This is a genomic window from Bacillus sp. F9_6S_D1_P_5 (genome assembly GCF_054823925.1).
Genome location: NZ_JBTREW010000019.1, coordinates 54,937 through 80,222, shown reverse-complemented (window position 1 = coordinate 80,222; position 25,286 = coordinate 54,937). Strand labels below are relative to the sequence as shown.

The following is a 25,286-nucleotide window of genomic DNA, read 5'->3' as shown; positions in this document are numbered from 1 at the left end:
GCACTGAAATAACTCCTTTTTTATATTAAGACTCTTGATTCGTATGTTCTTCTAAAATTTTCTTCATCATTACAACCATGTCATCACGTAATTCTGGGTGTTGCAGGGCCATTTCGATTGTCGTTTGAACGAATCCTAACTTTTCACCTACATCGTAGCGCTTTCCTTCGAAATCGTAAGCGAATACACGTTGGATTTCGTTTAAGCTTTGAATAGCATCTGTTAACTGGATTTCGCCACCAGCACCAACATGTTGCTGTTCTAAGAACATGAAGATTTCAGGTGTTAAAACGTAACGTCCCATAATTGCTAAGTTTGAAGGTGCTGTACCTGCTGCTGGTTTCTCAACGAAATTACGAACTTGATAACGGCGTCCTTCTTGCTCTAATGGGTCAATAATTCCGTAGCGGTGTGTTTCATCTTCTGGAACCGTTTGTACACCAATAACAGAAGAAAGCGTTTTATCATATTCTTCAATCAATTGACGTAAACATGGTTTTTCAGCTTGAACGATATCATCACCTAATAAAACAGCGAATGGCTCATCACCGATGAATTTACGTGCACACCAAACAGCGTGTCCTAATCCTTTTGGTTCTTTTTGACGGATATAGTGAATATCTACCATTTTTGAAGAAGCCTGTACTTTTTCAAGTAACTCATACTTTTTCTTTTCTAATAAGTTTTGCTCTAACTCAAAGGCATTATCAAAATGATCTTCAATCGAACGCTTTGTTTTACCAGTAACGATAATAATATCTTCGATTCCTGATTTTATTGCTTCTTCTACAATGTATTGGATAGTTGGTTTATCTACTATCGGTAGCATTTCTTTTGGCATTGCTTTTGTAGCTGGTAAAAAACGTGTTCCTAATCCAGCTGCTGGGATTATCGCTTTTCTTACTCTTTTCATCACAAAATACCCTCTCTTCTGTCAGAATCAATAACGATCTTTCCTTACATAGAACAAAAGGGAGGTTTCGCTCCCTTTTGTTCCCTACTACTTAAAATTACTTTATATTATAAACGATTCATAATATCTTCTTTAATAGTAAGTAACTTTTGTTCACTATTTTGTAAAGAATTATCTTGAACACCGAAGTAGAACTTGATCTTCGGTTCAGTTCCAGATGGACGTAGGCAGAACCAAGAACCATCTTCTAATTGATATTTTAACACATTTGATTTCGGTAAGTGAATCTCTTCTTTATGTCCATCTTGTAAAGATGTAATGATGCTCGCTTTATAGTCTTCAACTGCTACAACTGTTAAGCCAGCTACTTCTTTCGGAGGATTTTCACGGAATGTTGCCATCATTTCTTGAATTTGTTCCGCTCCATCTTTTCCTTTTAGCGTTAACGATACAAGGTCTTCACGGAAGAAACCGTACTTCTCAAATACTTCTAATAGACCATCGTATAACGTTTTACCTTGTGATTTGTAGTATGCAGCTACTTCACATGCAAATAGAACAGATTGTACTGCATCTTTATCACGGCAGAATGGACGGATTAAATAACCATAGCTTTCCTCATAACCGAATTGGAATTCGTATTGTCCGCTTTCTTCATACTGTCTAATTTTCTCACCGATAAATTTAAATCCAGTTAACGTATCAACTGTATCTAAACCGTATGCTTTCGCGATTGTACGGCCAATTTCAGATGTTACGATTGTTTTTAATACAACACCGTTCTCTGGAAGCGTTCCGTTTTCTTTCTTTTGAGATAATAAGTAATCAAGCATTAATGCACCTGTTTGGTTACCAGTTAATACTTGGAATTCGCCATCTTGATTACGAACTGCAACACCTAGGCGGTCTGCGTCAGGATCTGTTGCGATTAACACATCTGCGCCTACCTTCTCACCATCACGAATTGCATACTCAAACGCTGCATGCTCTTCTGGGTTCGGTGATTTTACTGTAGAGAAATTCGGATCTGGTAACTCTTGCTCTTTTACAACTGTTACATCTGTAAATCCAACTTCTTCTAAACCACGGCGTACAGAAATATTTGATGTTCCGTGTAGTGGGGTGAAGACGATTTTTAAGTCTTTCCCAACGTTTTGTACCATTTCTTTATTAATAATGACATTGTTCAATTCTGCAGCATATGCATCATCTACTTCTTGTCCAATAATATGTAATAAACCGTCAGCTTTTAATTGCTCCACATCAGCAACCTCAACTGTTAATTCATCTTCTACTGCGTTTACGTAGCTAATTAATTCATCAGCTTCTTTTGGAGGCAATTGCCCACCATCTTCACCGTATACTTTATAACCGTTATATTCCGGCGGATTGTGGCTTGCCGTAAGAACGATTCCACTCACTGTATGTAAATGACGAACTGCGAAAGAAAGCACTGGCGTTGGACGTAAGCTTTCAAACACATATGTTGTAATACCGTGTGCACCAAGTGTAGCAGCTACTTCCATTGCGAACTCAGGTGATTTATGACGAGAATCATACGCAACAACAACACCGCGCTTCTTCGCTTCTTCACCTAATTTTTCAATAAACTTCGCTAATCCTTGCGTTGCTTTACGAACTGTATATACGTTCAAACGGTTCGTACCAGCACCAAGTTCACCACGCATACCACCTGTGCCAAATTCTAGATTTTTATAAAAGCTGTCCTCAATTTTCTTCTCATCTTGCTTCATGTTTTCTAACTGTTCTTTTAGTTCTACGTCTAACTCTGCATATGAAAGCCAGCGACTAAATTCTTGTTTCCAGTTCATACTTCAATCTCCTCTCGCTTGTCATACCTTTATTATATGAAAAAAACAACCTGTATCTCAATATTTTTTACAATCTAATAGGATTTTACTAGTAATATTTGTATACACTATGGTTAAATACTCCACTAAAGGGAATGAGGATTATGCAGGAATGGGGCTTGTCAGAAGAACTCAAAATACAAACAAAGCAAATGATTGAAATTGCCGAAAAAGAATTATCAATTATGAGGCAAGCAATTGATAAAGAAGATGAATGTATTTTGTGTAAGATGGAAGATATTCATCATATGTTAGCAAATGTACAAACACTGGCAGCTACATACTATATTCAAGCGTATTTATCACCTTATACGGAAAGCTCACAGTTCATTACAACAGCTGTCCAACATTTAAGCGCCAGAAAACACGGTGCTCTTATTGTTGTGGAACGAAACGAGACACTTGAATCTTGTATTCAAACTGGAACAACGTTAAACGCTCATTTAACCGCACCACTGCTCGAATCGATTTTTTATCCAGGTAACCCTCTTCATGACGGAGCCGTTCTCGTTAAAAATAATCATATTGTTTCAGCTGCTAATATTCTTCCACTAACAAAAAGTACAGAAGTTGATCCAGAGCTAGGAACACGTCACAGAGCCGCCATTGGCTTATCAGAAAAAAGCGATGCACTTATTTTAGTTGTCTCTGAAGAAACAGGTCGTACTTCATTCGCCTTAAATGGGACGTTGTATACGATTTCGTTATAAAGTGAAACTATATATAGTTTGCGGGCAGTTCATATAGGATAAGACAACCAGAATCATACCAATAAAAAAGGCTGTTCCAAAATATTGGAACAGCCTTCTCTTATTATCTTATTCTTCTCCGAAACGTTCAACAAGTGTTGCAAGTGTACGTACCATTGCACCTGTTGCACCAGCCGGCCCTAAATCATGCACTCCTGATGATTCAGATGTTCCAGCGATGTCTAAGTGTACCCACGGTGTATCTTCAGCGAATTCACCTAAGAATGTACCTGCCATAACCGCATGTCCTTCGCGGCCTGGTGAGTTATTTAAATCAGCAAACTTACTGTTTTTCACGCGTTCTTTATCACGATCAAAAATCGGTAATTGCCAAATTGATTCATCTGTTTCCATAGATGCCTCTAGCACTTGCTCAAACAATTCTTCATTATTTGTCATTGCGCCTGTCGTATGATTTCCAAGTGCAACAATTACTCCACCTGTTAATGTCGCAACATCAATAAGGTAGTTTGCACCTAATTTTTTAGCGTACGTAATACCGTCAGCTAATGCTAGACGACCTTCTGCATCTGTATTTAATACTTCAATTGTTTTTCCGCTCATAGATGTAATTACATCGTCTGGCTTAAATGCTGTACCACTTACAACGTTATCAGTTGATGGAATAACAGCAATTACATTTTGCTCTGGGCGAAGTTCACCGATAATTTCCATCGCACCTAATACAGCAGCTGCACCGCCCATATCACCTTTCATACCGATCATGCCTTCACGCGGTTTTAAAGAATAACCACCTGTATCGTATGTGATTCCTTTTCCAACAAATCCAATGACATCTGTCCACTCTTCTTTTCCTTTATAAATAAGAGCAATCATTTTTGGCGGCTCTGTACTACCTTGGTTTACTGCAAGTAACGCACCCATACCAAGCTCTTCCATCTCTTCTTTCTCAAGAACTTTATAATCCATATCATACTTCTCCGCTAACTCAACAGCATACTCAGCAAGCTTTGTTGCTGTTAATACGTTTGGCGGCATATTTACAAGTGTACGAGCTGAATTTGTTGCACGTCCATGTACGTAACCAACTGTTAATGCAGCTTCAATTTCTTGTGCATCTTCTGCTGTAATAGCCGTGAACTTCTCTAGTTTCACACGATCCTTTTTATCTGATTTATACGTTTGTAACTCATATGTACCAAGACCTTGTACTTCTGCTGCAATATGAGCTACATCAATCGCATCTAGTTTCTCTGTTACGAAAGAATCCAGTAAGATTGCTGCATCTTGTACTTTTGCTGCTTGTAACGTTTTAAAAGCCTTACCAAGAGCTGCACGTAACGTTTCCGTCGTATAAGATTCTTTCTTACCTAAACCAACGAAATAATAACGTTTCACATTTGTTTTTCCTAAACTATGTACTTTTGAAATAGCTTTCTTCTTAGTAGAAAGTTCTTTCTCTTCTAATAAAACTTGTAATTGTCCTTCAAACGCTTTGTCCAGTTCTTGTACAAAACTACTCGTTTTCTCTTCTTCAAATAAGGCAACAATTACCGCTTCATGGCTTGCTAATTCTTTTTGTACTTGAAACATGTTCAGACCCCCTAAATTTCTCTACTCTACCTTTATTATAACTTTATTTTCGATAAAATGCGACAATTCTAACTTCTACTATTACCTCCATTATGAAATAAAAAAAGTCTAGCGTAATTATCACTAGACTATCTTTGTTTTAAATATTGACCACGGAACACTTGCATCGTTTCGTCTTCATTTAACATCGTTAACTCTTCTTCTGTAAACTTACCATTTCCTATTTTCACTACGTATACATTTACTTTTTTCTTACCCCATTGGCTATAAACGTCTTTCACCGTATCATAATATAAATCCAGACGGTTTCCTTTTATAGCACCGCCCTTATCAGCTACTACACCATACCCATAATCTGGAACAAAGAGAATCGTTCCAATCGGGAATACGCGTAAATCCGCAGCGATTGTGGAATATAAATCCCTTTTCGCCTTAACACCTGAATATGTAATACCATACTCCGGATGTCCCGGCCTCTTGCCAGTTGATTCAATTCCCGACGTATAACCTGTTGCAGTCATTTCAATTGAACGATATTTAGACCAGTCATTTGCCTGCTCTAAAGCATTTATCACTTCTTTACTCGGAGCAACATTTCTCTTAACTTCTGCTGCATGTACTTCTTTTGCACTCGTTCCCTCATATTTCTTTACAATCTCTAATAAAGAAACTCCTGTGAAAGCATTCCATGTTACGCATAATGCGGATACAAGTAAACAAGTCATCATAATGCGAATACAATATCGTTTTAACATTTTTATATTCCACACTCCTTCATCGTTAATCATTCCCTATACAATGAAGGAATATGCAAAAAAATAATCTCCAAATGAATTGGAGATTAAAACATTTGATATCCGCTTTTCCGAAGTTTCTTAATGACAATTCCAGCTAAAGCAGCACCTACTAATCCAGTCGATAAAATAAATACATCTGCTTGTCCTAAATGCGATACACTTGTCCCAAATGAAGAGAATGTTTCTTTTGGCTTTGAAAAGTAATCCCACATACTCGCCTTATTAATAATAAGCATACAAACAATCGGATACACAATAACCATTACCCATGTTGCTCGCAATATCATGTTGAGTAAAAATCCAATTCCAAAAAACAAAATGAAAAATAACATCATTGAAATAAGTAGTACCGGTATACTCACTCTTTCTCCCTCTCCTTCGTATGCGCCGTAAATACATGATAGGCTGTATAACCAAATTGCTCTCCTGGATTTAATGTTTTGTCCATCTCAAGATGTAGTTCTGATTTTCTTTCTAACAAATATTTAATAAGTACAGACGTATTCGGGTCGTCCGCAATCGTATCTGGATGCAGAAATGCCACTTCAGACAATTCCTTTTCCTGTACAATAATGCTCTCTCCTTCAGGTTCCAAAAGGAAAATAATCATATTATCACTAATCTCATCTCGAATCACGCCCGATCGAACACCAATGATCCCCTTCACATGAGCGACAATGCCTGTCTCTTCTAACACTTCACGTTTCACAGCTTCATCAACCGTCTCACCTTCATTTACAAAACCAGCCGGCAAAGACCATTTCCCCTTTAATCCACTGTATTTTTTCTTAACGAACAGCCACCTGCCATCTTTTGTAGCTACTAATCCACCGACGGCTAGCCATACTTTCCCTCTTTTCTCCATGATGTAATACCCTCCTCTATTAGAACGGACAGAATATTCTTTCTTTTTTATATATTATACTATATTTTTAAAATGAAAAAAGCAGAAACAGCTCTTAGCCATTTCTGCTTTTTCTACTATACATTAAAAGAACTTTAATTTACCTTTTTTAAGAACTAATAAAGGTCCACCTAATAAGAATAGGTAACGGTTATCGATAACTTTCTTCATGAAGGAAGCTTTCCAACCTGTTAACTTTTTGCCCATAACAACGCCCATTGCATCGTCATGACCTAAAGAACATACAGATCCTTTATTATCGAATGCGAATTTCTTCATTTCGCCCTTGCCACGAACTAACACAGTTAAGTTGTGTGCAATGTTGTAACCTTGTTGAATTGCGATTTGTGCTGTTGGTGGGTATGGACGGTTAATTTCTTCGTTAATGATTAACGCTGCGTCACCAACCATGAATACTTCTTCGTATCCTGGAGCATGCATGTACTCATCAACTTTTACACGTCCGCGCATTGCTTCAAAGCCAGACTCTTCTACAATACCGTTACCACGAACACCTGCAGCCCAAACTACCGTTTCAGACTTAATTAATTCAGTATCATCGCCATTTGCAACGATAATACCTTCTTCAGTTGCTTCTTTAATTGCTGTACCGATGCGGAATTCTACACCTTTTTTCTCAAGTTGTTTTACAGCGTATTCTACTAATGCTGGATCGAAACCTGGAAGTGCTGTTGGAGCAGCTTCTACACAGATAATACGTGCTTTTTCACGTGGTACATTGTACTCTTTGCAAAGTTCAGGAACACGGTTTGCAAGCTCACCTACGTATTCGATACCAGTAAATCCAGCACCACCAACAACGATTGTTACTAGCTCATCGCGTTGTTCAGTTGCATATTTAGCGAAACTAGCTTCCATATGCTCACGAATTTCACGAGTTGCATTAATGTTAGCGATTGAGAATGCATGCTCTTTTAATCCTGTAATTCCGAATGTTTCTGATTCGAAACCAAGACCGATTACTAAGTAGTCATACTCTAACTCGCCATTTTTTAAGATAATGCGTTTTTCAGCAGCTTTAATTTCTACTACTGTGTCTTGTACAAAGTTTACTTTATTTGTATCAATAACGTCTTGAATATCTAGACAGATTTTTTCATCTTGTAATGTACCAGCTGCGCTCTCATGTAACCAAGTCGCTTGGTAGTGATAGCTGTTGTTGTTTACTAACGTAATTTCAGCTTCATTTACAGATAATGCTTTTTGCAGACGAACAGTCGTAATCATCCCGCCATAACCTGCACCTAAAACTACGATTTTTGGAGTCTTCACCAAATCACAACCCTTTTCTTTATATAATAGTAATGAAAAATAATACCAAGTACTAAAAACTCTATTTGTCAAGAATGTGGAATTTATCACATTCTATATCATAACAAAACGCAGTCAAAAAATCGTACGAATTTTGTCATAGAAATTTAACATAATACTTCCCTATATTAGTCGGTTTTATTCCAGAATTCAAGCGTCTGGAGAATTATCAATATTTTAAAATAACATAGCGTTTTCAAGGGTTTTTCAGCCTTTTTTTCATGTATTTTCCTTTCACCATATTTTATACAATTAAAAACGCATCTATGCGAAAACTTACACACAATTCAGTCGTTTTCAGAAGTATTATGAACTCAAATATGCTATCATTTATTTGAAAGTGTCATCATTTGCAGGATTTTCGTGTACATATGAACAATATATGAAATCAATATCAAAATTCCATCTATAGGGGGAATGAAAGTGGCAGAAAATCAAAAAGTTTACGACATAACAATTATTGGTGGTGGTCCGACAGGACTGTTCACAGCATTTTATGGCGGTATGAGACAAGCAAGTGTAAAAATCATTGAAAGCTTACCTCAACTTGGCGGACAATTATCCGCACTCTACCCTGAAAAATACATTTATGATGTAGCTGGATTCCCAAAAGTGCGCGCACAAGAGTTAGTTGATAACTTAAAAGAGCAAATGAAGAAATTTGACCCAACCGTTTGTTTAGAAGAAGCTGTTGATACGCTTGAGAAACAAGCTGACGGTATATTTAAACTTGTTACGAATAAGCAAACTCACTATTCTAAATCAGTTATTATTACTGCTGGCAATGGTGCTTTCCAACCGCGCCGTTTAGAATTAGAAGGTACAGCAAAGTATGAAAAGAAAAACTTACATTATTTCGTTGATGATATGAATAAATTTGCTGGTAAGCGCGTCGTAGTATTTGGCGGCGGCGATTCAGCGGTTGATTGGACAATGATGTTAGAGCCGATTGCTGACAAAGTTACAATCGTTCATCGCCGTGATAAATTCCGTGCGCATGAACATAGCGTAGAAAGCTTAATGAATTCTCGTGCAGAAGTAAGCACACCGTACGTTCCAGTAGAACTCATTGGTGATGACAAAATTGAACAAGTCGTTCTTCAGCATGTAAAAACGGAAGAAAAAATTATCATCGATGTTGATGACGTAATCGTAAACTACGGCTTCGTTTCTTCCCTTGGGCCAATTAAAAACTGGGGCTTAGATATACAAAAAAACAGCATTCTCGTGAACTCGAAAATGGAAACAAATATTCCTGGCATTTACGCTGCTGGTGACATCTGTACATATGAAGGAAAAGTAAAACTCATTGCTTGCGGCTTCGGTGAAGCACCAACAGCAGTAAACAATGCAAAAGCTTACTTCGATCCAAGCGCAAAACTGCAACCGATGCACAGCTCTAGTATGTTTTAATATAGAAATGATAAGAACTCCTTTTACGCAAAAGGAGTTCTTTTGTTATTGTGCTACCTTCTCCTTCCAAAATATGTTATACTCAAAAAGAACAAATGTTCTATCTAATAAGGGGGATATTTTAAAAATGAAAGAACCTATTATCGTAAAAAAAGAAGCTTTCCAAGCAATCGGCGTTTCGATTACGACGATAAACGAAAAAGAAGCATCTACTGAAGGAAAAATCCCACAGCTTTGGAACCGATACTTCCAAGAACAAATGATGCATCACATCCCAAATCAACAAACGAAAGAAACATTCGCTTTTTACTCAAATTACGAATCCGATGAAACAGGTACATATCAATTTACAATCGGTATGCCCGTTTCTTCATTAGAAGACATTCCTGAAAATATGACAACTGTAACAATACCTGCTGCTACGTATGCGGTATTTACAACGAGAAAAGGACCAATTGCTGAAGTCGTTTGCGAAGCCTGGGAATATATTTGGAAATGGTCAAAAGAAAACAAACGTGCTTTTACAACAGATTTTGAGCTTTATGATGAAAAAGCAACAGATCCAACTAACGCACAATTAGATATTTATATTGCATTAGCCTGAACGACAAAAAAGAAGATGCCATCTGGTATCTTCTTTTTTGTCGTTAAATAGCCACTGTGCAAATTCAATATTATTGTCTACAATGAGAAAGTGCAGTATAGAAATATTAGAAACTGTATAAAGTGATTGTTAACAAGTTTTTAGTTTAAATTTGTCACATAGAAAGGAAGCAATATGGAGGAACTACAACAAAATAAATCTGCTTTAGAGGGAAGCGGAAAACCGTTATTAAAAAATACGAATTTCCTTTTTCTTTGGGCAGCTACACTCTTTTCAAGTTTTGCTTTAGCCTTTTTTACTTTTTCACAAACGTGGTACATAGCAAAAACATTAAACCTTGAGGCTTCACTCGGTGTTGTTTTCGTAGCTCTTAGTGTTCCAAGGCTTATTTTTATGATTATCGGCGGCGCTGTAGCTGATAAATTCCCGAAAAAAAACATTATGTTTTATTCTAATATTATTCGTGCTATTCTCGTCGCGACCATTCTTACATGGTTCATCGTAGGTGATGTAACACTGTATACATTTGCTTTATTCGCTTTATTCTTTGGACTTGCTGATGCTTTTTTCTGGTCAGCTGACGGATCTATCTTACCTGAACTTGTAGAAAAAAGCCGTTTAACACAAGCAAACTCACTTACACAAATGACAAACCAAGCATCGGTCATCTTAGGTCCTGTACTTGGCGGCATTCTTATCAAATTTACGAACTATGAAACGATCTTTTCGATCACGATTTTATTACTGATCGTCGCAGCCATACTCGTTCAAAAAATACAATTTACGATGCCAGAACAGGAAAATACAGACAAAGGCATGTTCACTTCTATTAAAGAAGGAATCTTATATGTAAAAGAATCACCATTCCTTTCAACTTTCCTTCTTTGTAGTGCCTTTTTAAACTTATTTTTAATTGGTCCGATGCAAGTCGGTTTCCCGCTTTTCGTTAAAAATGTTCTGCACGGTGATTCTCTTCAGTTTAGTTACTTAGAAGCATCTGTAGGTGGCGGAATGGCAATAGGTGCTGTCATTGTCGGTTTAAAAAATATTAATCGTAGACGTGGTCTATTTTGCATTATCATGATGCTACTGTCTGGTGTGTTCTTCTTATCCATTAACTTTAGCACCGTACTTTGGCAAGCATTATTAGCTGGCATGTTTTACGGTATTACAATCGCAATGGCTATCGTTCCGCTTATGGCGATGATTCAATCGACAGTAAAAGAAGAAATGATGGGACGCGTAATGAGTCTACTTATGCTATCATCAATGGGCTTTATCCCGCTTTCTTATGCATTCACATCAATCGCACTTGCAATAGGAATTCCAATCGTAACCGTTATGAAAAGCGGTGCAATCGCCGTTATCGTCTTCGTACTATTTGTAGCGATTCGTGTTCCAGTTGTAAGAAAGTTTGATTAACTACTTGGTGTAGCTTTTGAAAAAAGTCTGATTATTTATAATAAAGTTTGATTAAAGATCCTGTGTTGATATGCAGGATTTTTTCTTGTTCCACAAACGGGCCATTTTCTTGAGTAACACTTTACTGAAAATAATTATGGAGCAAAAAAATTGTGAAGATTTTCCCTTAAACTAAAGGGTTGTAAAGGGGGAAATCTAAATGGTTGAAAATGCTCAAACAAACAGTAATTCAGTAATTTCTTTAAACCTTGGTATTATTTATATCCTAATACCATTTATCGGTTTTTTTTGGTGGTTTAGGAGTTGTAGTTGCTAGAAAAGCGACAAAAGAAATTGTAGAAAAAAACCAAAGTGGTAGTGGATTAGCTACTTCCGGTTCAATTTGTAGTGTGGTGGGAATTATCATTCAAATCTTTTTAGTACTCAGTATTCTCGTTCTCTATTCTTTAAGAATTGTAGGATATCTTATTAAACTAAAGGGCCAGTCCTGCCATGGTTTTGGCGTTCAAAGCGTCACAAACCATGAATAGGATTGGCTTACTATGGGGAGTAGTTTAGTGTTTTATTAATAATTCCTATTTTTTGCCACATGAAGAAATTCCTTAACCGCAGGAGAAGCATTTGCAATTGATTGACAGGCAAGTGCTACTTCACGGCTGTTTTCAATATTTAGTTTGCTGATTTTTATGTTTTGCTGTGTCTTTAAAAATAATTCTGGACCTATCGTAACGCCAAGTCCTTCCTGTACCATATTAGCGATGGTTGTACAGTCGTGTACTTCAAAAAGAATAGATGGTTTAATTTGCGCTTCTGCAAATAATTCCTCAACATGTGATTGGTACATCCCTGTTGGCATAATAAAGGATTCATACATTAAATCATTCATTTCTACTATTTCTTTAGAATGAAATTGATGATCAGGGTGATAAGCGACTACCATCTTGTCTTTAATCAAAGGAACCAAATCGAAATTTGGGTTTGATTTTCCTTTTACTACAAATCCAATGTCAATAATGCCTGAACCTAACCATTCCGTAATCTCTTCATAGGTTCCTTCGTAAAATTTAAATTCTATTTTAGGATGCTTTTTCCGGAATTTTGCAAGTAATTTAGGCAATAAGCAGGAAGAAGCACTTGCAAAAGTGCCGATACGAATAATACCTGTTTCCAAGCTTGTCATAAGCGCAATTTCTTGATTAATGACTTCCACTCTTTTCAATATTTCTCTAATATGCGGCAGAATTTTTTGTCCTATATCTGTAAGTGTTATTCCTTTTTTTCGATCACGAATTAATAAAGAAACTCCCCATTCAGATTCTAAACTCGCAACTGCATGACTCACGGCAGATTGGGTCATATTTAATGTTTCAGCAGTTTCTGTAAAGCTTCCTAGCTCAACTACTTTTGCAATGATTTCGTAGCGCACAATAGTCATGAGTAATTACTCATCTCCTCTATTAAAAACATCAATTTTACTTATGTTAACATGGAACATAAAATAAAAACAGTAGTTCAAATATAAGGAGATGTACAAATTGAAAAATAATATGAATCAACTAATCATCATACTTTTAGCTTTAGGGGCTTTTGTAACAGGAACAGCAGAGTTTGTTGTTTCTGGAATTTTAGAATTGATTTCTTTTGAATTAGATATTTCAATTTCAATGGCTGGTCAGTTGATTACGATTTATTCTTTATCTTATGCTATTGGAGCTTTGATCTTGGTCATGCTAACGTCTAAATTGGATCGTAAAAAAGTACTTTTATATGCTATCTCTATATTTATTCTAGGGAATCTAGTTGCATTTTTTAGCTATAATTTTGTCTTTCTTATGTTATCTAGAGTCATTATGGCGATGAGTGGAGGGTTATACATTGTTGTTGCCACCAATTATGCTGCGCAAATTGCAGTTCCAGAAAAAAGAGGTAGTGCTATGGCAACAGTCATTACAGGTTTCACTGTTTCATTAGTACTTGGAGTACCTATCGGAACATTTTTAGCTGGACATTTTGATTGGCACTATATTTTCTTAATTATTGCGCTTGGCACAGTTTTTTTAATAATAGGACTTTACAAATTATTACCATCAATAAAAGGAAACCAACCGCTGCCATTTACACAACAGCTACAAATTATGAAAGATAAACGAGTCCTTACTGGTTTAATGACAACGATCTTTTGGATTTTAGGATATACGATTGTGTTCGCCTACATTGCTCCATTATTAAGTCATACTGCTGGTTTTTCTATAGAAATGACAAGTATCGCTTTATTTGTTTTAGGCACTTTTGCTTTTATTGGCTCACGCTTTGGAGGATATGCGGTAGACAGATGGGGACCTAATCGAACGATTTCATTAAGTTTATGTGTTCATATCATCTCTTTATTTGTACTAACATTTACACAGTATAGGGCAGTCGGTGTATTTGTCACACTAGCTTGTTGGGGAGTAGCAACTTGGACAACAACACCAGCAAAGCAGTTTTATCTAATTTCACTAAAACCACAATCCTCTGAAACAGTACTCAGTTTTAATACCGCCTTAATGAATGTTGGAATGATGCTAGGTTCTGCATTAGGAGGAATCATTATTCAGTATACAAATATAGTGAATTTAAGCTGGATTGGAGGATTATTCGGTATACTTGCACTTATTTTTATCAGATATTCTTTCTATTTAAATAGAAATTTTATGAAGAATCACCAATTTTAAGGATAAAAATACTTTCCAATACCAGCATTTCAAAAACTTGTTGAAGGTTTTGAAAGGGGAAATCATCACCCACCTTTGCAGTTGTGAAGGGAGAGGAAATGTATATTAGAACGAACGTACCGAATATCAAGTTCGCTGTGCATTTAACGGCTTTTGTATTGAAGAAGAGAACAAGGAAACTTTCATTAGAGTATGACTAATGAGTATAGGATTTGATAAATATTTTAGTTATTCCATTAAAGTGCGCGATTGTGGAAGATCACAGGCATAAAATAATCAAACTTTTTTATAAAAGATCTATACTAATTCACAAGAGAAGAATCCGTTTTGATCAATCTTTTTTCAGAACGGATTCCTTTTATTTAACGTAAAATACGAGTTTGAAAGGTAATTTTGATCAAACGCTATTTTAAAGCCACACTTGGAGTCATGTGTTATACGCATGGCTCCTTTTTAAACGGATCAAATAACGGTATCCCCTTACTTCTTCTCATAGCTGCTCCCCATTCTAGTCCAACCTCTAAAAATAGATCCCGCACTGTACTATATAAAAGCGCCTTAACATTTTTACGGATTTCCCCATATTTATACGCTCTCACGACACTCTTCACTCGCCAAATGAAATTTCCATACACTTCTTCATTAGCTAATATTTGCTCCAGTAAAACACCTTGTTCTAATAATCCGCTCTTTTTATACGCAAGTTCCACCTTACTCCAAAATATATTAATCTTCTTCGGATTACTCGTCATCGGTACAAGTGCGTATATAAAAGGCTTCGGTATATCGTGGCGGCAATACGTCTCATCAAGTTCGTACGTTTCTTTTCTATTCTCTTTTATTTGTGGGATGTTTTTAGAAAAAATTGTTTCCCCCTTATTTTTTTGCTCAGTTTTACTACAGCCATCTGCACGATCCTCACTTTCACATGCGGACATTTTCATACGGTCATCCATGCGGTCAATTGCAGATATAAGAAATACATATAAGTTCGCACTATACCCGCCGCGTTTATGTCTTTCTTTTGTCGCAACACGCTTTATAATTCCTAGTTCCTCTAACTTTGCAATAGAGCGGCGTACTGTACGAATACTTTTTCCAACATTCGTAGCAATCGTCTCCATTAACGGACAAGCAACTCCCACTGTGTTCTGTTTCTCATTCACCGCATATTTTCCTAAAAAATGAATAATAGTAGCATCCGTTTTATTTAATTGAAATCGATAATATTTCAAAACTTGTTTTTGGTATGTATTAAACTCTTCTTTACTTCGAAATTCACTATATGGTTTCATTAAATTATATAAGCTTCCCATTTTTATCACCTCACTTATAAATAAGAGGCAGGAAGAGAAATTGGCGTGATAGTTAATATTTTTTATTGGAGATGAAAATATGATTGTAATCAGTGCTTGTTTAGGTGGCATCGCTTGTCGGTATGATGGAAATGACAATCTCGTTTCAAAAATAGAGGAGTTATTACAAAGAGAAGATACCTTACTTGTTTGTCCTGAAGTATTAGGAGGACTGCCAACGCCTCGTCCCTCAGCTGAAATTATTGGCGGAAATGGCGATGACGTTTTAGATGGTAAAGCGAAAGTGATGACAAAAGACGGTGAAGATGTTACAGACGCTTTCGTGAGCGGTGCTTATAAAGCTCTAGAACAAATGAAAGATTTACATCCAGAATATATTATTTTAAAGGAACGCAGTCCATCTTGTGGTAGCTCTACAATTTACACTGGAGAATTTAACGGGAATAAACAGACTGGTTACGGGGTAACAACTGCTTTATTCAAAAGACACGGATTTAAAGTCATTTCAGAAGAGGATTTTGAGAAAGAAAAAAGGAATTGACCCTGTTCGTCAATTCCTTTTTCTTTCTTATTTCGCACCTAATTTTTCTTTCACTTTCGTAGGAAGCTCGTCTTTCTTCACTTCTTCCCAAGCTGTTACACCTTTTTTATCTGAGTGATATACACGTAAGAATGCTTCTTTACGAAGATTTTTTTGTGCATTAAATTCTAATTCTTTTTCTTTTCCGTCTTTATCAAAACCATTTAGTTTATATTCGTAATTTTTATACGGCTCACCATTATCAGATTTACCATTATACTCTTTTCCATCTACTGTAATTTGAACGTAATACTCGTCTTTACCCATACGATTTAAATCACAGCCAACTAACAGGCTTGCAAATACAACTAAAATACTAAAAAGTGCAATATATCTTTTCATTTCCTTCACCTCATGTGTTTTTCTTATATTGTTATCTTAAGGCCTAAACTTTAAAGAAGAAATTCAAAAACATGACATGAACATTACACTTTTGTAAGATAATAATTATTTCTTCACTTTAGAAACAGTCATCCCGTCACCGATTGGAATGAGTACGGATTCTAAACTTGGATGAGTTGCTATTACTTCGTTAAACTTCTTCATACATATAAACCAACCTCTAATTATGCAAAAGACAAAAATCAGAAGAAAAATAATCACTCCTTATCCAACTAACAATTCCGTCTTCAATATGTGAAAAGGGATTTCTAAACGATGAATGGAATATATATTTATTGTTTTCTAGCTTTTGAGAGGAGAAATAATATGAATCCCATTTTATTAGATGTTCCGTTACAAATAGAAACAGATAGACTCATTCTTCGAGCACCACTTCAATCTGGTGAAGGGAATGTAGTACACGAAGCTATTAAAGATTCCATTCGTGAATTAAAGCAATGGTTGTCTTTATTCCAGTCCATTCCTACTGTTGAAGAAACGGAAATTCTTCTGAGAAATGCGCATATAGATTTTTTGAAAAGAGAAAGCTTTCGCTATCTTATCTACCATAAGGAGACGAATGATTTTATTGGAACTGCTAGCCTTCACGCAATTGATTGGAAAGTTTCTAAATGTGAAACTGGATACTGGATTAACACGCAATTTAGTGGGAAGGGATATATGACAGAAGCAGTAAGTGCGTTAATAAACCTTGGATTTCAGTTATTCAAATTTAGAAGGATTGAAATACGATGTGAATCTAATAACACGAAAAGTCGTGCAATCCCTGAAAAACTAGGCTTTGAACTTGAAGGGATATTACGTAATGAAGATTTTTCAGCTGACGGCAAACAACTAACTGATACTTGCATCTATGCAAAAATAAATTAGATTTCAACATTCGTTATGCAACATATCTTAAGGTCGGTTTCTACATTTGGAAATCGAAGTTTTTGATTTTTTACGACAAAAGAAAAGACCTCCTTAACGATTTTATTTCATCGCTAAAAAGGTCTTTCTCTATTTCTGCTAAAAACTTAGCACTCTTCTGGCTTACCAGCATTCGTCGCTGTACGGAAAGATGATCCACATCCGCATGATGCGATTGCGTTTGGATTGTCGATTGTAAATCCGCCGCCAAGCATCGATTGTTTATAATCAATTTTTACTCCTTTAACAATTGGAGCACTTTCTGTATCGATAACAAATTCAACACCGAAAAACTCAAGAACTGTGTCGTCTTCTTTTGGTTCTACTTCAAATCCTAAGCCGTAAGAAAGGCCAGTACATCCGCCGCCATGTACAGCAAGGCGCACGTACTTCTCTCCATCTTCAGCATCTTTTAACATATCTTTAATTTGAAAAGCTGCTTGTTCTGTAACTTCAATCATGAAATACACCATCCTTTCTGTTCTCATTCTATTATACATCTTTACGCTTCTATCTTGTACTCATACACTCCGCGGCAAATTACTTCCGCGGGTCCTTTCATTAACACATTGCCTTCTTCTGTCCATGCAATCATTAAATCGCCGCCAGCTAAATGAACTGTAATTTCCTTACCACGTTCCATTTTCCCATTTAAAATAGAGGCTACAACCGCAGCACACGCCCCTGTTCCGCAAGCTTGTGTTACACCAGATCCACGTTCCCAAACGCGGAAGTTCATCTCTTCCTCATTCAAAATCTCGATGAATTCAACATTTACTCGTTCTGGGAACATTTCATGTGTCTCAAGAACTGGGCCAAGTGTTGTAAGAGGTGCTTGTTCTACATCATCCACAAAAATAACCGCATGTGGATTTCCCATTGAAACAGCTGTAAATGCATAACGATGATTATTGTATAAGAAGTTTTCACGAATAAATGGTGTTTCACCTTCACCAAGCATCGGTATTTCTGCACGTGTTAAACGCGGCGCTCCCATATCGATTTTCGCTAACGTAACTTTCCCTTCTTCTACCGTTACTTCCGCCGTTACAATGCCAGCTAACGTTTCAATTGTGAAAACTGTTTCTTCTACTAGTTTATGCTCATACGCATATTTCGCTACGCAACGTAAACCGTTACCACAGCTCTTTCCTTCTGATCCATCATTATTAAACATGCGCATTTTCACCGGAGCTACGTCAGATGGACAAATTAAAATCATTCCATCTGCTCCAATACCAGTATTAATATTAGAAACCTTTTCCGCCACAAGAGCTAAATCTTCTTCCGGAATTTGTTCTTCAAACATATTTACATATATATAACTATTGCCAAGACCATGCATTTTTGTAAAAGAAAATTGGCTCATTTGTATTCACTCCAAAAATAGTTTGTTATTGTAAGTATAAAATGCACGCTTTTAGAACACAATATGAATGTCCCCCGTTTCTCATATTTGACAACATTTGGCGATGAGCCATTCTTGCACAAGTTGTGTAAGAAAAAAGCCCTTCTAAAAGGGCCTTTTTTATTTACATACAATATTATCCTCTCCCGCGAAACAAAATTTTATCTCATAGAAAAAGAAAAAGGTGCTGCCGATTGCAACACCTTAAAACATTGGATTTTCATCCAAATACTCATATACATTATTGACCAGTTCTTCTACTGTAGCACCTTGTACAACTTCACCATTTACAAGTGCAAAAGGTCCTTCAAAACAAATACCACAATATCCTAAACAACCATACTCCATTACATCTAAATTCGGATCTTTTTCTAATTTCTCTAAAGCTGCTTGTGAACCACTCGCAAGGTTACCTACACAAAATTCAATTAATGGTTTAATCAAAATTCTCCCCCCTGTACTACAAAACAAATTACTTTCTGACTTCATCTATAAGAAGAAAACTAAGCTGTCTCTTGTTGTTTTTGTTATACATTCTAAACTATTTAGTTACTTCACTATTTCACTTCAAAGTAGATGGTCTTATTTTATATAACATGCTACTTGCAATGAAATAGTAACTAAAAAGGCAAAACAGTTTACTTTACTTTTCTTCTTATTGTACAACAGAGTATTCATTCATGCATTGTTATTTGTTCACAAATTCGATATAATTTGATTGAGTAAAGTCAAAATATTTTATTAATATAAAATTGTGTGATTAGGGGATATTTCAACAGAAAAGGGGTAATCCATCATGAAACACCTCGTAATACTGGGTGGCGGCTACGGGGGAATGAGAATTCTGCAGCGGCTACTTCCAAGTAACCAACTTCCAGATGATGTACAAGTGACATTAATCGACAAAGTACCATATCATTGCTTCAAAACTGAATATTATGCATTAGTTGCGGGTACTATTTCAGAAACGCATATTCGTATACCGTTTCCTGAACACCCACGCCTCAATATTCAATACGGCACGATAACAAATATTGATCTCGAAGAAAAAGCTGTTCATCTCGATGGCGGTGAAGCGATCCAATATGATGATTTAATTATCGGTCTTGGCTGTGAGGATAAATATCATAACGTTCCTGGGGCGAAGGAATATACGCATAGCCTACAATCGATTGAACAAACACGTAAGACATATGAACAATTAAATAGTCTAGAACCAAATGCAACAGTAGCTGTCGTTGGTGCTGGATTAAGTGGCGTTGAAGTTGCAAGTGAACTTCGCGAAAGCCGTTCTGATTTAAAAATTTACTTATTTGATCGAAAAGATAGAATTCTATTCCCATATCCAGAGAAATTAAGTAGATATGTAGAAGAATGGTTCGTAAAACATAAAGTTGCTATTATACGAAACTCTAACATTACAAAAGTAGAACCAAATATTGTGTACAACCATGATGAACCACTTGAATGTGATGCAATCGTCTGGACAGCTGGTATTCAAGCAAATGAAGTTGTTCGAAACCTTCCAGTTGAACAAGATGGTAGCGGACGGGTTGTTTTAACAAAATATCACAATATTCCGAATAACGAGCACGTTTATGTTGTAGGAGATTGCGCAGCACTTCCACACGCTCCATCTGCCCAACTTGCTGAAGGTCAAGGAGAACAAATTGTCCAAATATTATTAAAACGTTGGAATAATGAACCACTTCCTGACGAACTACCTGTTATTAAATTAAAAGGTGTTCTCGGCTCTCTTGGGAAGAAGCACGGCTTCGGTTTACTAGCAAACCAACCATTAATGGGGCGTGTACCGAGATTATTAAAATCCGGTCTTCTTTGGATGTACAAATATCATAAGGGTTAATACTTTACATGCTGTCTACTAAGTAGGCAGCTTTTTTTATAAGTTACAATATAATTATCTGACACATCTTTCTCAATATGGATGATGATTATTTTTCATTTTTATATTAAAAACTATCGATAAACAGTGTATGCTATTTATAAGTTGTTTTATTTCCTTTAAGGCCGAAGTCATTCGGTCTTATTTTTTGTGTCATAAATACTTTTACAGGAGGCATTCCATTTCACTTATGAACTTAACGAAACTAAACGATCGAATAGAAGCGAAGAAGCAAGAATTGATCCATCTCGTTGAACAATATGGATTCACTCATGATAAAGTGATTTCTTTCAGCCAAGAATTAGATCGTTTACTTAACTTATTAATAGAACTTAAGACAAAGAAAAAACGTTGCTCTTTATAACCGTTATCTTCTCTTTTTTGATACGATAGAGCTAGAATCAGAAAGGAGCCATTTATGTTTATATTAAAAGACGTTACATATAAAGATATACTACACATTCCTTATTTACAGATTCAAAAAGAAAAAATCACATGTATTATCGGTGAGAGTGGGAGCGGAAAAAGTACATTGCTCCGCATGCTAAATGATTTACACTCTCCAACATCCGGTACAATTGAATATAACGGAAAGCTAATTTCTGACTATCCCCCTATTCAATTACGACGTGACGTAGTCATGCTTGGGCAAACACCACCTATTTTTGATGGAACGATTAAAGACAATCTATTAATGGGACTTCGTCTTTCTGAAAAACCATTTCCAAATGATGATGCCTTGCGAAGCGCATTAACGACTGTTAGCTTAGAAAAAAATTTAGAAGACAACGCTGATTCCTTATCAGGCGGGGAAAAACAACGACTTGCTTTTGCACGTATCGTACTTATGGATCCACCAGTTTATTTATTAGATGAACCAACATCGGCGTTAGATAGCGATACCGAAAGACGCGTTATGAAGCAATTTACTACGCTGGCAAGAGAAAAGAAAAAAACAGTTATCTTCATCACACACTCACAACAACTTCCAGAAGAAATTGCAGACGATATTATTGAGATTAGCAAAGCAAACGGTGCAACTAGAAAGGAAGTGCTCTCAGTTGAAAGGCGTTATTGAACTCCAAATTTGGCAACTTGCCGCTGCATATATTTTCATTCTTATATTAATTGGACTTGTGAAATTAAAAGGAATACCACGCGAAAAACAAATTGCGCTCGCAACGTTTCGTATGACAATTCAGCTCGTACTTGTTGCATATGTTCTTACATACGTCTTTGAAAATAGTAATCCATTTTATACAATTGCTCTCATTACTTCTATTACTACCTTTGCAATTTTTAATATTTATAAACGAGTTAACATCCCAATGTCAAAAGACTTAAAACGAGTAGCCGCTCTTTCCATGGTTGCCGGATCAATTGGGCCACTTCTACTATTTATCTTTGTTATTATCGGGCACGATCCTTGGTACGCGCCGCAATATATCGTTCCGATTACGGGAATGTTAGTCGGAAATGCGATGACTGGTGTTTCTCTCGGTGCAAATACGTTCTTAAACAATATGAAATCGCAAAGAGGTCAAATTGAAGGTGCACTTATGCTCGGCGCAACACCGAAAGAAGCAGCTGCTCCGCTCATACGCGACGCTTTTGACTCTGCCATTTTACCTACAATCAATTCTATGGTCGGAATGGGGATTATAAGCCTACCAGGCATGATGACAGGACAAATCTTATCTGGTGTATCACCGTTCACAGCTATTCAATATCAAATTGCCATCATACTCGGTATCTCAGGCAGTACCGCTTTCGCTGTCATTATCTTCTTACAGCTTGGATATAAAACATTCTTTAATAAGCGGTGTCAGTTGAAAGAGATTGACTATAGTGCGCGGTAAATGATACTTCTTGCTCGGTAAATGATACACCTTTCTCGGCGAGTGAAATTATATCGACGATTTTTCGAATATATCTATCATAACTCAAAATATATCAACGATTTTTGAAATATATCGACGATTCGACAAGGAATATCGACTTACCGACAAAAAATGACAATAAAAAAGAGGAGGCCACTCGCCTCCTCTTTTTACTTACGCCTTCTTAACGAATTGTGATTTTAACTTCATAGCTCCGAAACCGTCGATTTTGCAATCAATATCGTGATCGCCATCAACTAGACGGATACTCTTTACTTTCGTACCGATCTTCACAACTGAAGAAGTTCCTTTTACTTTTAAATCTTTAATAACAGTAACAGCATCGCCGTCTTGAAGAACGTTTCCGTTCGCATCTTTTACAACTTTTGCACCATCATTATTTTCAGCTTCTGCTTCTTGGCCCCACTCATGAGCACACTCAGGACATACGAAAAGAACGCCATCCTCATACGTATATTCTGAATTACATTTTGGACAATTTGGTAAAGTAGCCATAAATTCATTTCCTCCGTTCATTATTTATACGTAAAAATCAAAATTGATGTTTACATCTCGATAAATAAAATTTGTACAGCATTTCTTTATAGTGCCATAGTCTCACGTTATTGACAAGCCTACCTGGAATTCTCATTTTTTATTGTATTTTACAAAATTTCAATTCGTATGGTGTTTCCAATAAAAAAAAGAAGAACCTTCACAAGATCCTTCTTTCCAAAATGAACGAGTTTCGCTCTAGAAACTCCAACTATTTTCTTCAATATAAAATTGATACTCTTCTAACTCTTCTTCACTTAACTTCTTAGTATTCTCGTATACCTCTTGCCACTCGAAATAATCTTCATCGAAATAAACAGCAAATTTTATTTTCACGTTTTTCTTCTCTGTATAATCATAACCAGTAAACTCTACTACATCATAATCTTTTTCTTTCTTCACAAACTTCCAAGTTGGGTTATCTGTCATAATCTCTAAAGTAACACCTTCACCACTTGAACGAACAACATTTTTAATGTTCGGCTCAGTTGGCAACAGAGAAAGTCCAAACATAGCTCCACCAAACACTATCCCCACTATAACATGAAAACCAACCATACCAGCAAAGCTAGCGCCACCCTTTGATTGTAAGTAATACGCCTTCTCATGATCTGGCATATTTTCTTCCTTATGTAAAATACGGACAGCGTGCTTATAGTATAAACGGTTTCCTTGCCATCCAGTAAATATCATCATTCCTAATTGAAGAACTAAACTAAACGTTACATACATTCCATCTGGAACATCTATAAAAGGCGTTACGAATATACTAGGTACCGCCAATAACGTAAGTATAATAAACAACTTATACATTTTACGATAAGCTAACCAAAAAGTCGGGAAGAAAAAGGCTACCCAATTCCACGTATTTCCTTGCGCTGGATTTTCTACTTTGCCCCACTTAAAGTCATAATACGCCGTATTCTTTTGAACGACTGTATGTAACTGTTGCGGAGAAATTGTTTCCTGTAAAACAGTGTCCTTCACGTACATCATCCTTTTCTCATTTCTACATACGTGTATTTTATAGAAATAAAAAGAAGGAATCTAACAAAAAGCGCATATATTTCATAAAAATGAACGGAAATCGAATATATTCCGACAATATCCCATTTATTATTCCATTTTACTTTTAAATATATTAGAATACTTATGAATGATACGTTCAATACACTAAGTTAATCATTTTAGATATTTGATAATAAAAATGTTTCACATGAAACTATCCATATTTCGTATTACCTTCCCCTACAAAATACAAAAGACGCCCTTTTCAAAAAGGCGTCTTTTTACAATTGAAAATTTACTAATATAAAAAATGCATTATTTAATAAATGAATCCCCCATGGGACGAGTAAGTTATTTGTTTTCTTATACGTATAAGCTAAACATATACCGCCACCAAAAATATATAAAACACTCCCTACTGTAAGGGGATGACCTAAAGTAAATATAAAAGCACTTATAACGGCACTACTAAGTGTAGAGAAACGCCGAGATAATTTCGTGAAAAATATCCCCCGAAATAAAAGTTCTTCCCAAATCGGTGCAAAAACCGTAAGTACAACTACGTATAAAATAATTTCATTTTTAGTAGGCTCTATTACTATATTAGGTTCATCCACACGAAGCCCATGTGGTAAAACTAAATTTAATACTGCAAGATATATAAGCAGTACAATCATCGTCATTACTATCGTTACATAATGTTTAAAATTATTGAACTGTATTGATTTTACTAACTGTACACAGTGATTTCTTGCTGGTGAATATATAAAAATAATAGTAAGAAATGTTAAAGGCGGAATAAGATGATCTACATACCATGGATATAAGGAAGAGTCATATATAATGTTTAAAAAATCAATTCCATACATTACTCCAAAAATAATTATTATCATGCTAATTACTTCGCGCATACTCATTACTACATTCTTTTTTTCATATGTAGCTAATTCTGTATTCATCTTATCCCCTCCAGTATAATTAAACCTTTTAAACCATTATATACCATTTTTAACACAAAAACAGACGATACAATCTACTGTATCGTCTGT

At 36.0% G+C, this 25,286-nt stretch carries 28 protein-coding genes; 11 read left to right on the top strand and 17 right to left on the bottom strand.

Annotated elements, in window-relative coordinates:
- Positions 1 to 25: 25 nt before the first annotated feature.
- The gene (gene galU / locus ACUXEY_RS21190) at positions 26 to 913 is read right to left on the bottom strand and encodes a UTP--glucose-1-phosphate uridylyltransferase GalU (RefSeq protein WP_029440499.1); all 888 of its coding nucleotides are present in this window, start codon (positions 911 to 913) and stop codon (positions 26 to 28) included.
- Between the two features lie 107 nt (positions 914 to 1,020).
- Positions 1,021 to 2,745 (bottom strand): phospho-sugar mutase, encoded by a 1,725-nt coding sequence (locus tag ACUXEY_RS21185; protein ID WP_461301545.1) that lies wholly within the window; start codon positions 2,743 to 2,745, stop codon positions 1,021 to 1,023.
- A gap of 143 nt (positions 2,746 to 2,888) precedes the next feature.
- Here ACUXEY_RS21185 and cdaS point away from each other — a divergent pair, with 143 nt between their 5' ends.
- Positions 2,889 to 3,494 carry a sporulation-specific diadenylate cyclase CdaS gene (gene cdaS / locus ACUXEY_RS21180; RefSeq protein WP_001158741.1) on the top strand — a complete coding sequence of 202 codons (606 nt, stop codon included), beginning with the start codon at positions 2,889 to 2,891 and terminating at the stop codon, positions 3,492 to 3,494.
- Between the two features lie 108 nt (positions 3,495 to 3,602).
- Here cdaS and pepA read toward each other — a convergent pair whose 3' ends face one another.
- The 5 genes from pepA to ACUXEY_RS21155 form a co-directional block, all read right to left on the bottom strand.
- A complete protein-coding gene (gene pepA / locus ACUXEY_RS21175; RefSeq protein ID WP_461301544.1) occupies positions 3,603 to 5,087 on the bottom strand; it encodes a cytosol aminopeptidase in 1,485 nt (494 codons plus the stop codon).
- 128 nt (positions 5,088 to 5,215) lie between these two features.
- Positions 5,216 to 5,842 carry a 3D domain-containing protein gene (locus ACUXEY_RS21170; protein WP_140386927.1) on the bottom strand — a complete coding sequence of 209 codons (627 nt, stop codon included), beginning with the start codon at positions 5,840 to 5,842 and terminating at the stop codon, positions 5,216 to 5,218.
- An 86-nt stretch (positions 5,843 to 5,928) separates the two neighbouring features.
- Positions 5,929 to 6,246, bottom strand: coding sequence for a YuiB family protein (locus ACUXEY_RS21165; RefSeq protein ID WP_000027015.1), 318 nt, complete (start codon positions 6,244 to 6,246; stop codon positions 5,929 to 5,931).
- Positions 6,243 to 6,749, bottom strand: a complete 507-nt coding sequence (locus ACUXEY_RS21160) for an NUDIX hydrolase (protein ID WP_166704709.1) — start codon at positions 6,747 to 6,749, stop codon at positions 6,243 to 6,245. Before ACUXEY_RS21160 ends, ACUXEY_RS21165 begins: the two co-directional genes overlap by 4 nt.
- A 123-nt stretch (positions 6,750 to 6,872) precedes the next feature.
- A complete protein-coding gene (locus tag ACUXEY_RS21155) occupies positions 6,873 to 8,081 on the bottom strand; it encodes an NAD(P)/FAD-dependent oxidoreductase (protein WP_144615327.1) in 1,209 nt (402 codons plus the stop codon).
- 462 nt (positions 8,082 to 8,543) lie between these two features.
- Between ACUXEY_RS21155 and ACUXEY_RS21150 the strand changes: the two genes are divergently transcribed.
- The 3 genes from ACUXEY_RS21150 (at position 8,544) to ACUXEY_RS21140 (ending at position 11,559) form a co-directional block, all read left to right on the top strand.
- Positions 8,544 to 9,533 (top strand): NAD(P)/FAD-dependent oxidoreductase, encoded by a 990-nt coding sequence (locus ACUXEY_RS21150; RefSeq protein WP_166688319.1) that lies wholly within the window; start codon positions 8,544 to 8,546, stop codon positions 9,531 to 9,533.
- A 127-nt stretch (positions 9,534 to 9,660) separates the two neighbouring features.
- Positions 9,661 to 10,137 carry a GyrI-like domain-containing protein gene (locus ACUXEY_RS21145; protein WP_461301543.1) on the top strand — a complete coding sequence of 159 codons (477 nt, stop codon included), beginning with the start codon at positions 9,661 to 9,663 and terminating at the stop codon, positions 10,135 to 10,137.
- Between the two features lie 174 nt (positions 10,138 to 10,311).
- The gene (locus ACUXEY_RS21140) at positions 10,312 to 11,559 is read left to right on the top strand and encodes an MFS transporter (protein WP_061679570.1); all 1,248 of its coding nucleotides are present in this window, start codon (positions 10,312 to 10,314) and stop codon (positions 11,557 to 11,559) included.
- A gap of 565 nt (positions 11,560 to 12,124) precedes the next feature.
- Here ACUXEY_RS21140 and ACUXEY_RS21135 read toward each other — a convergent pair.
- A complete protein-coding gene (locus ACUXEY_RS21135; RefSeq protein ID WP_000158035.1) occupies positions 12,125 to 12,994 on the bottom strand; it encodes a LysR family transcriptional regulator in 870 nt (289 codons plus the stop codon).
- Between the two features lie 91 nt (positions 12,995 to 13,085).
- Between ACUXEY_RS21135 and ACUXEY_RS21130 the strand changes: the two genes are divergently transcribed.
- Positions 13,086 to 14,273 carry an MFS transporter gene (locus ACUXEY_RS21130; RefSeq protein WP_431144410.1) on the top strand — a complete coding sequence of 396 codons (1,188 nt, stop codon included), beginning with the start codon at positions 13,086 to 13,088 and terminating at the stop codon, positions 14,271 to 14,273.
- Positions 14,274 to 14,707: 434 nt separating this feature from the next.
- On the opposite strand, the gene ACUXEY_RS21125 is transcribed toward ACUXEY_RS21130, so the two are convergent.
- A complete protein-coding gene (locus ACUXEY_RS21125) occupies positions 14,708 to 15,589 on the bottom strand; it encodes a helix-turn-helix domain-containing protein (protein ID WP_461301542.1) in 882 nt (293 codons plus the stop codon).
- Between the two features lie 79 nt (positions 15,590 to 15,668).
- Here ACUXEY_RS21125 and ACUXEY_RS21120 point away from each other — a divergent pair, with 79 nt between their 5' ends.
- The gene (locus ACUXEY_RS21120) at positions 15,669 to 16,130 is read left to right on the top strand and encodes a 2-thiouracil desulfurase family protein (protein ID WP_461301541.1); all 462 of its coding nucleotides are present in this window, start codon (positions 15,669 to 15,671) and stop codon (positions 16,128 to 16,130) included.
- 27 nt (positions 16,131 to 16,157) lie between these two features.
- Here ACUXEY_RS21120 and ACUXEY_RS21115 read toward each other — a convergent pair whose 3' ends face one another.
- Both ACUXEY_RS21115 and ACUXEY_RS21110 read right to left on the bottom strand, forming a co-directional pair.
- A complete protein-coding gene (locus ACUXEY_RS21115) occupies positions 16,158 to 16,511 on the bottom strand; it encodes a YxeA family protein (protein WP_098346624.1) in 354 nt (117 codons plus the stop codon).
- A 105-nt stretch (positions 16,512 to 16,616) separates the two neighbouring features.
- Positions 16,617 to 16,715 (bottom strand): methyltransferase, encoded by a 99-nt coding sequence (locus tag ACUXEY_RS21110; RefSeq protein WP_461301540.1) that lies wholly within the window; start codon positions 16,713 to 16,715, stop codon positions 16,617 to 16,619.
- 162 nt (positions 16,716 to 16,877) lie between these two features.
- Here ACUXEY_RS21110 and ACUXEY_RS21105 point away from each other — a divergent pair, with 162 nt between their 5' ends.
- Entirely contained in the window at positions 16,878 to 17,441 is a 564-nt protein-coding gene (locus tag ACUXEY_RS21105; protein ID WP_166704714.1) for a GNAT family N-acetyltransferase, read from the top strand.
- A gap of 146 nt (positions 17,442 to 17,587) precedes the next feature.
- On the opposite strand, the gene ACUXEY_RS21100 is transcribed toward ACUXEY_RS21105, so the two are convergent.
- From ACUXEY_RS21100 to ACUXEY_RS21090, 3 genes are all read right to left on the bottom strand, one after another.
- Complete coding sequence (locus ACUXEY_RS21100; RefSeq protein WP_000573830.1) at positions 17,588 to 17,941, bottom strand: HesB/IscA family protein; 354 nt, start codon at positions 17,939 to 17,941, stop codon at positions 17,588 to 17,590.
- Positions 17,942 to 17,982: 41 nt separating this feature from the next.
- Positions 17,983 to 18,849 carry a diaminopimelate epimerase gene (gene dapF / locus ACUXEY_RS21095; protein WP_000077403.1) on the bottom strand — a complete coding sequence of 289 codons (867 nt, stop codon included), beginning with the start codon at positions 18,847 to 18,849 and terminating at the stop codon, positions 17,983 to 17,985.
- A gap of 243 nt (positions 18,850 to 19,092) precedes the next feature.
- A complete protein-coding gene (locus ACUXEY_RS21090; protein ID WP_000595026.1) occupies positions 19,093 to 19,332 on the bottom strand; it encodes a YuzB family protein in 240 nt (79 codons plus the stop codon).
- Between the two features lie 352 nt (positions 19,333 to 19,684).
- Between ACUXEY_RS21090 and ACUXEY_RS21085 the strand changes: the two genes are divergently transcribed.
- From ACUXEY_RS21085 to ACUXEY_RS21070, 4 genes are all read left to right on the top strand, one after another.
- Complete coding sequence (locus ACUXEY_RS21085; protein WP_376906868.1) at positions 19,685 to 20,755, top strand: NAD(P)/FAD-dependent oxidoreductase; 1,071 nt, start codon at positions 19,685 to 19,687, stop codon at positions 20,753 to 20,755.
- Between the two features lie 229 nt (positions 20,756 to 20,984).
- Entirely contained in the window at positions 20,985 to 21,158 is a 174-nt protein-coding gene (locus ACUXEY_RS21080; protein ID WP_048561647.1) for an aspartyl-phosphate phosphatase Spo0E family protein, read from the top strand.
- 54 nt (positions 21,159 to 21,212) lie between these two features.
- Positions 21,213 to 21,872, top strand: coding sequence for an ABC transporter ATP-binding protein (locus tag ACUXEY_RS21075; RefSeq protein WP_461301539.1), 660 nt, complete (start codon positions 21,213 to 21,215; stop codon positions 21,870 to 21,872).
- Complete coding sequence (locus ACUXEY_RS21070; RefSeq protein WP_088022635.1) at positions 21,856 to 22,653, top strand: ABC transporter permease; 798 nt, start codon at positions 21,856 to 21,858, stop codon at positions 22,651 to 22,653. Before ACUXEY_RS21075 ends, ACUXEY_RS21070 begins: the two co-directional genes overlap by 17 nt.
- Before the next feature lie 195 nt (positions 22,654 to 22,848).
- Here the strand turns inward: ACUXEY_RS21070 and phnA are convergent, their stop codons facing one another.
- The 3 genes from phnA to ACUXEY_RS21055 all read right to left on the bottom strand — a co-directional run bounded on the left by phnA (position 22,849) and on the right by ACUXEY_RS21055 (position 25,196).
- Complete coding sequence (phnA, locus tag ACUXEY_RS21065) at positions 22,849 to 23,190, bottom strand: alkylphosphonate utilization operon protein PhnA (RefSeq protein ID WP_000212737.1); 342 nt, start codon at positions 23,188 to 23,190, stop codon at positions 22,849 to 22,851.
- A 237-nt stretch (positions 23,191 to 23,427) separates the two neighbouring features.
- Complete coding sequence (locus ACUXEY_RS21060) at positions 23,428 to 24,222, bottom strand: DUF2628 domain-containing protein (RefSeq protein WP_461301538.1); 795 nt, start codon at positions 24,220 to 24,222, stop codon at positions 23,428 to 23,430.
- Positions 24,223 to 24,518: 296 nt separating this feature from the next.
- Positions 24,519 to 25,196 (bottom strand): lysostaphin resistance A-like protein, encoded by a 678-nt coding sequence (locus tag ACUXEY_RS21055; protein ID WP_461301537.1) that lies wholly within the window; start codon positions 25,194 to 25,196, stop codon positions 24,519 to 24,521.
- Positions 25,197 to 25,286: the final 90 nt, after the last annotated feature.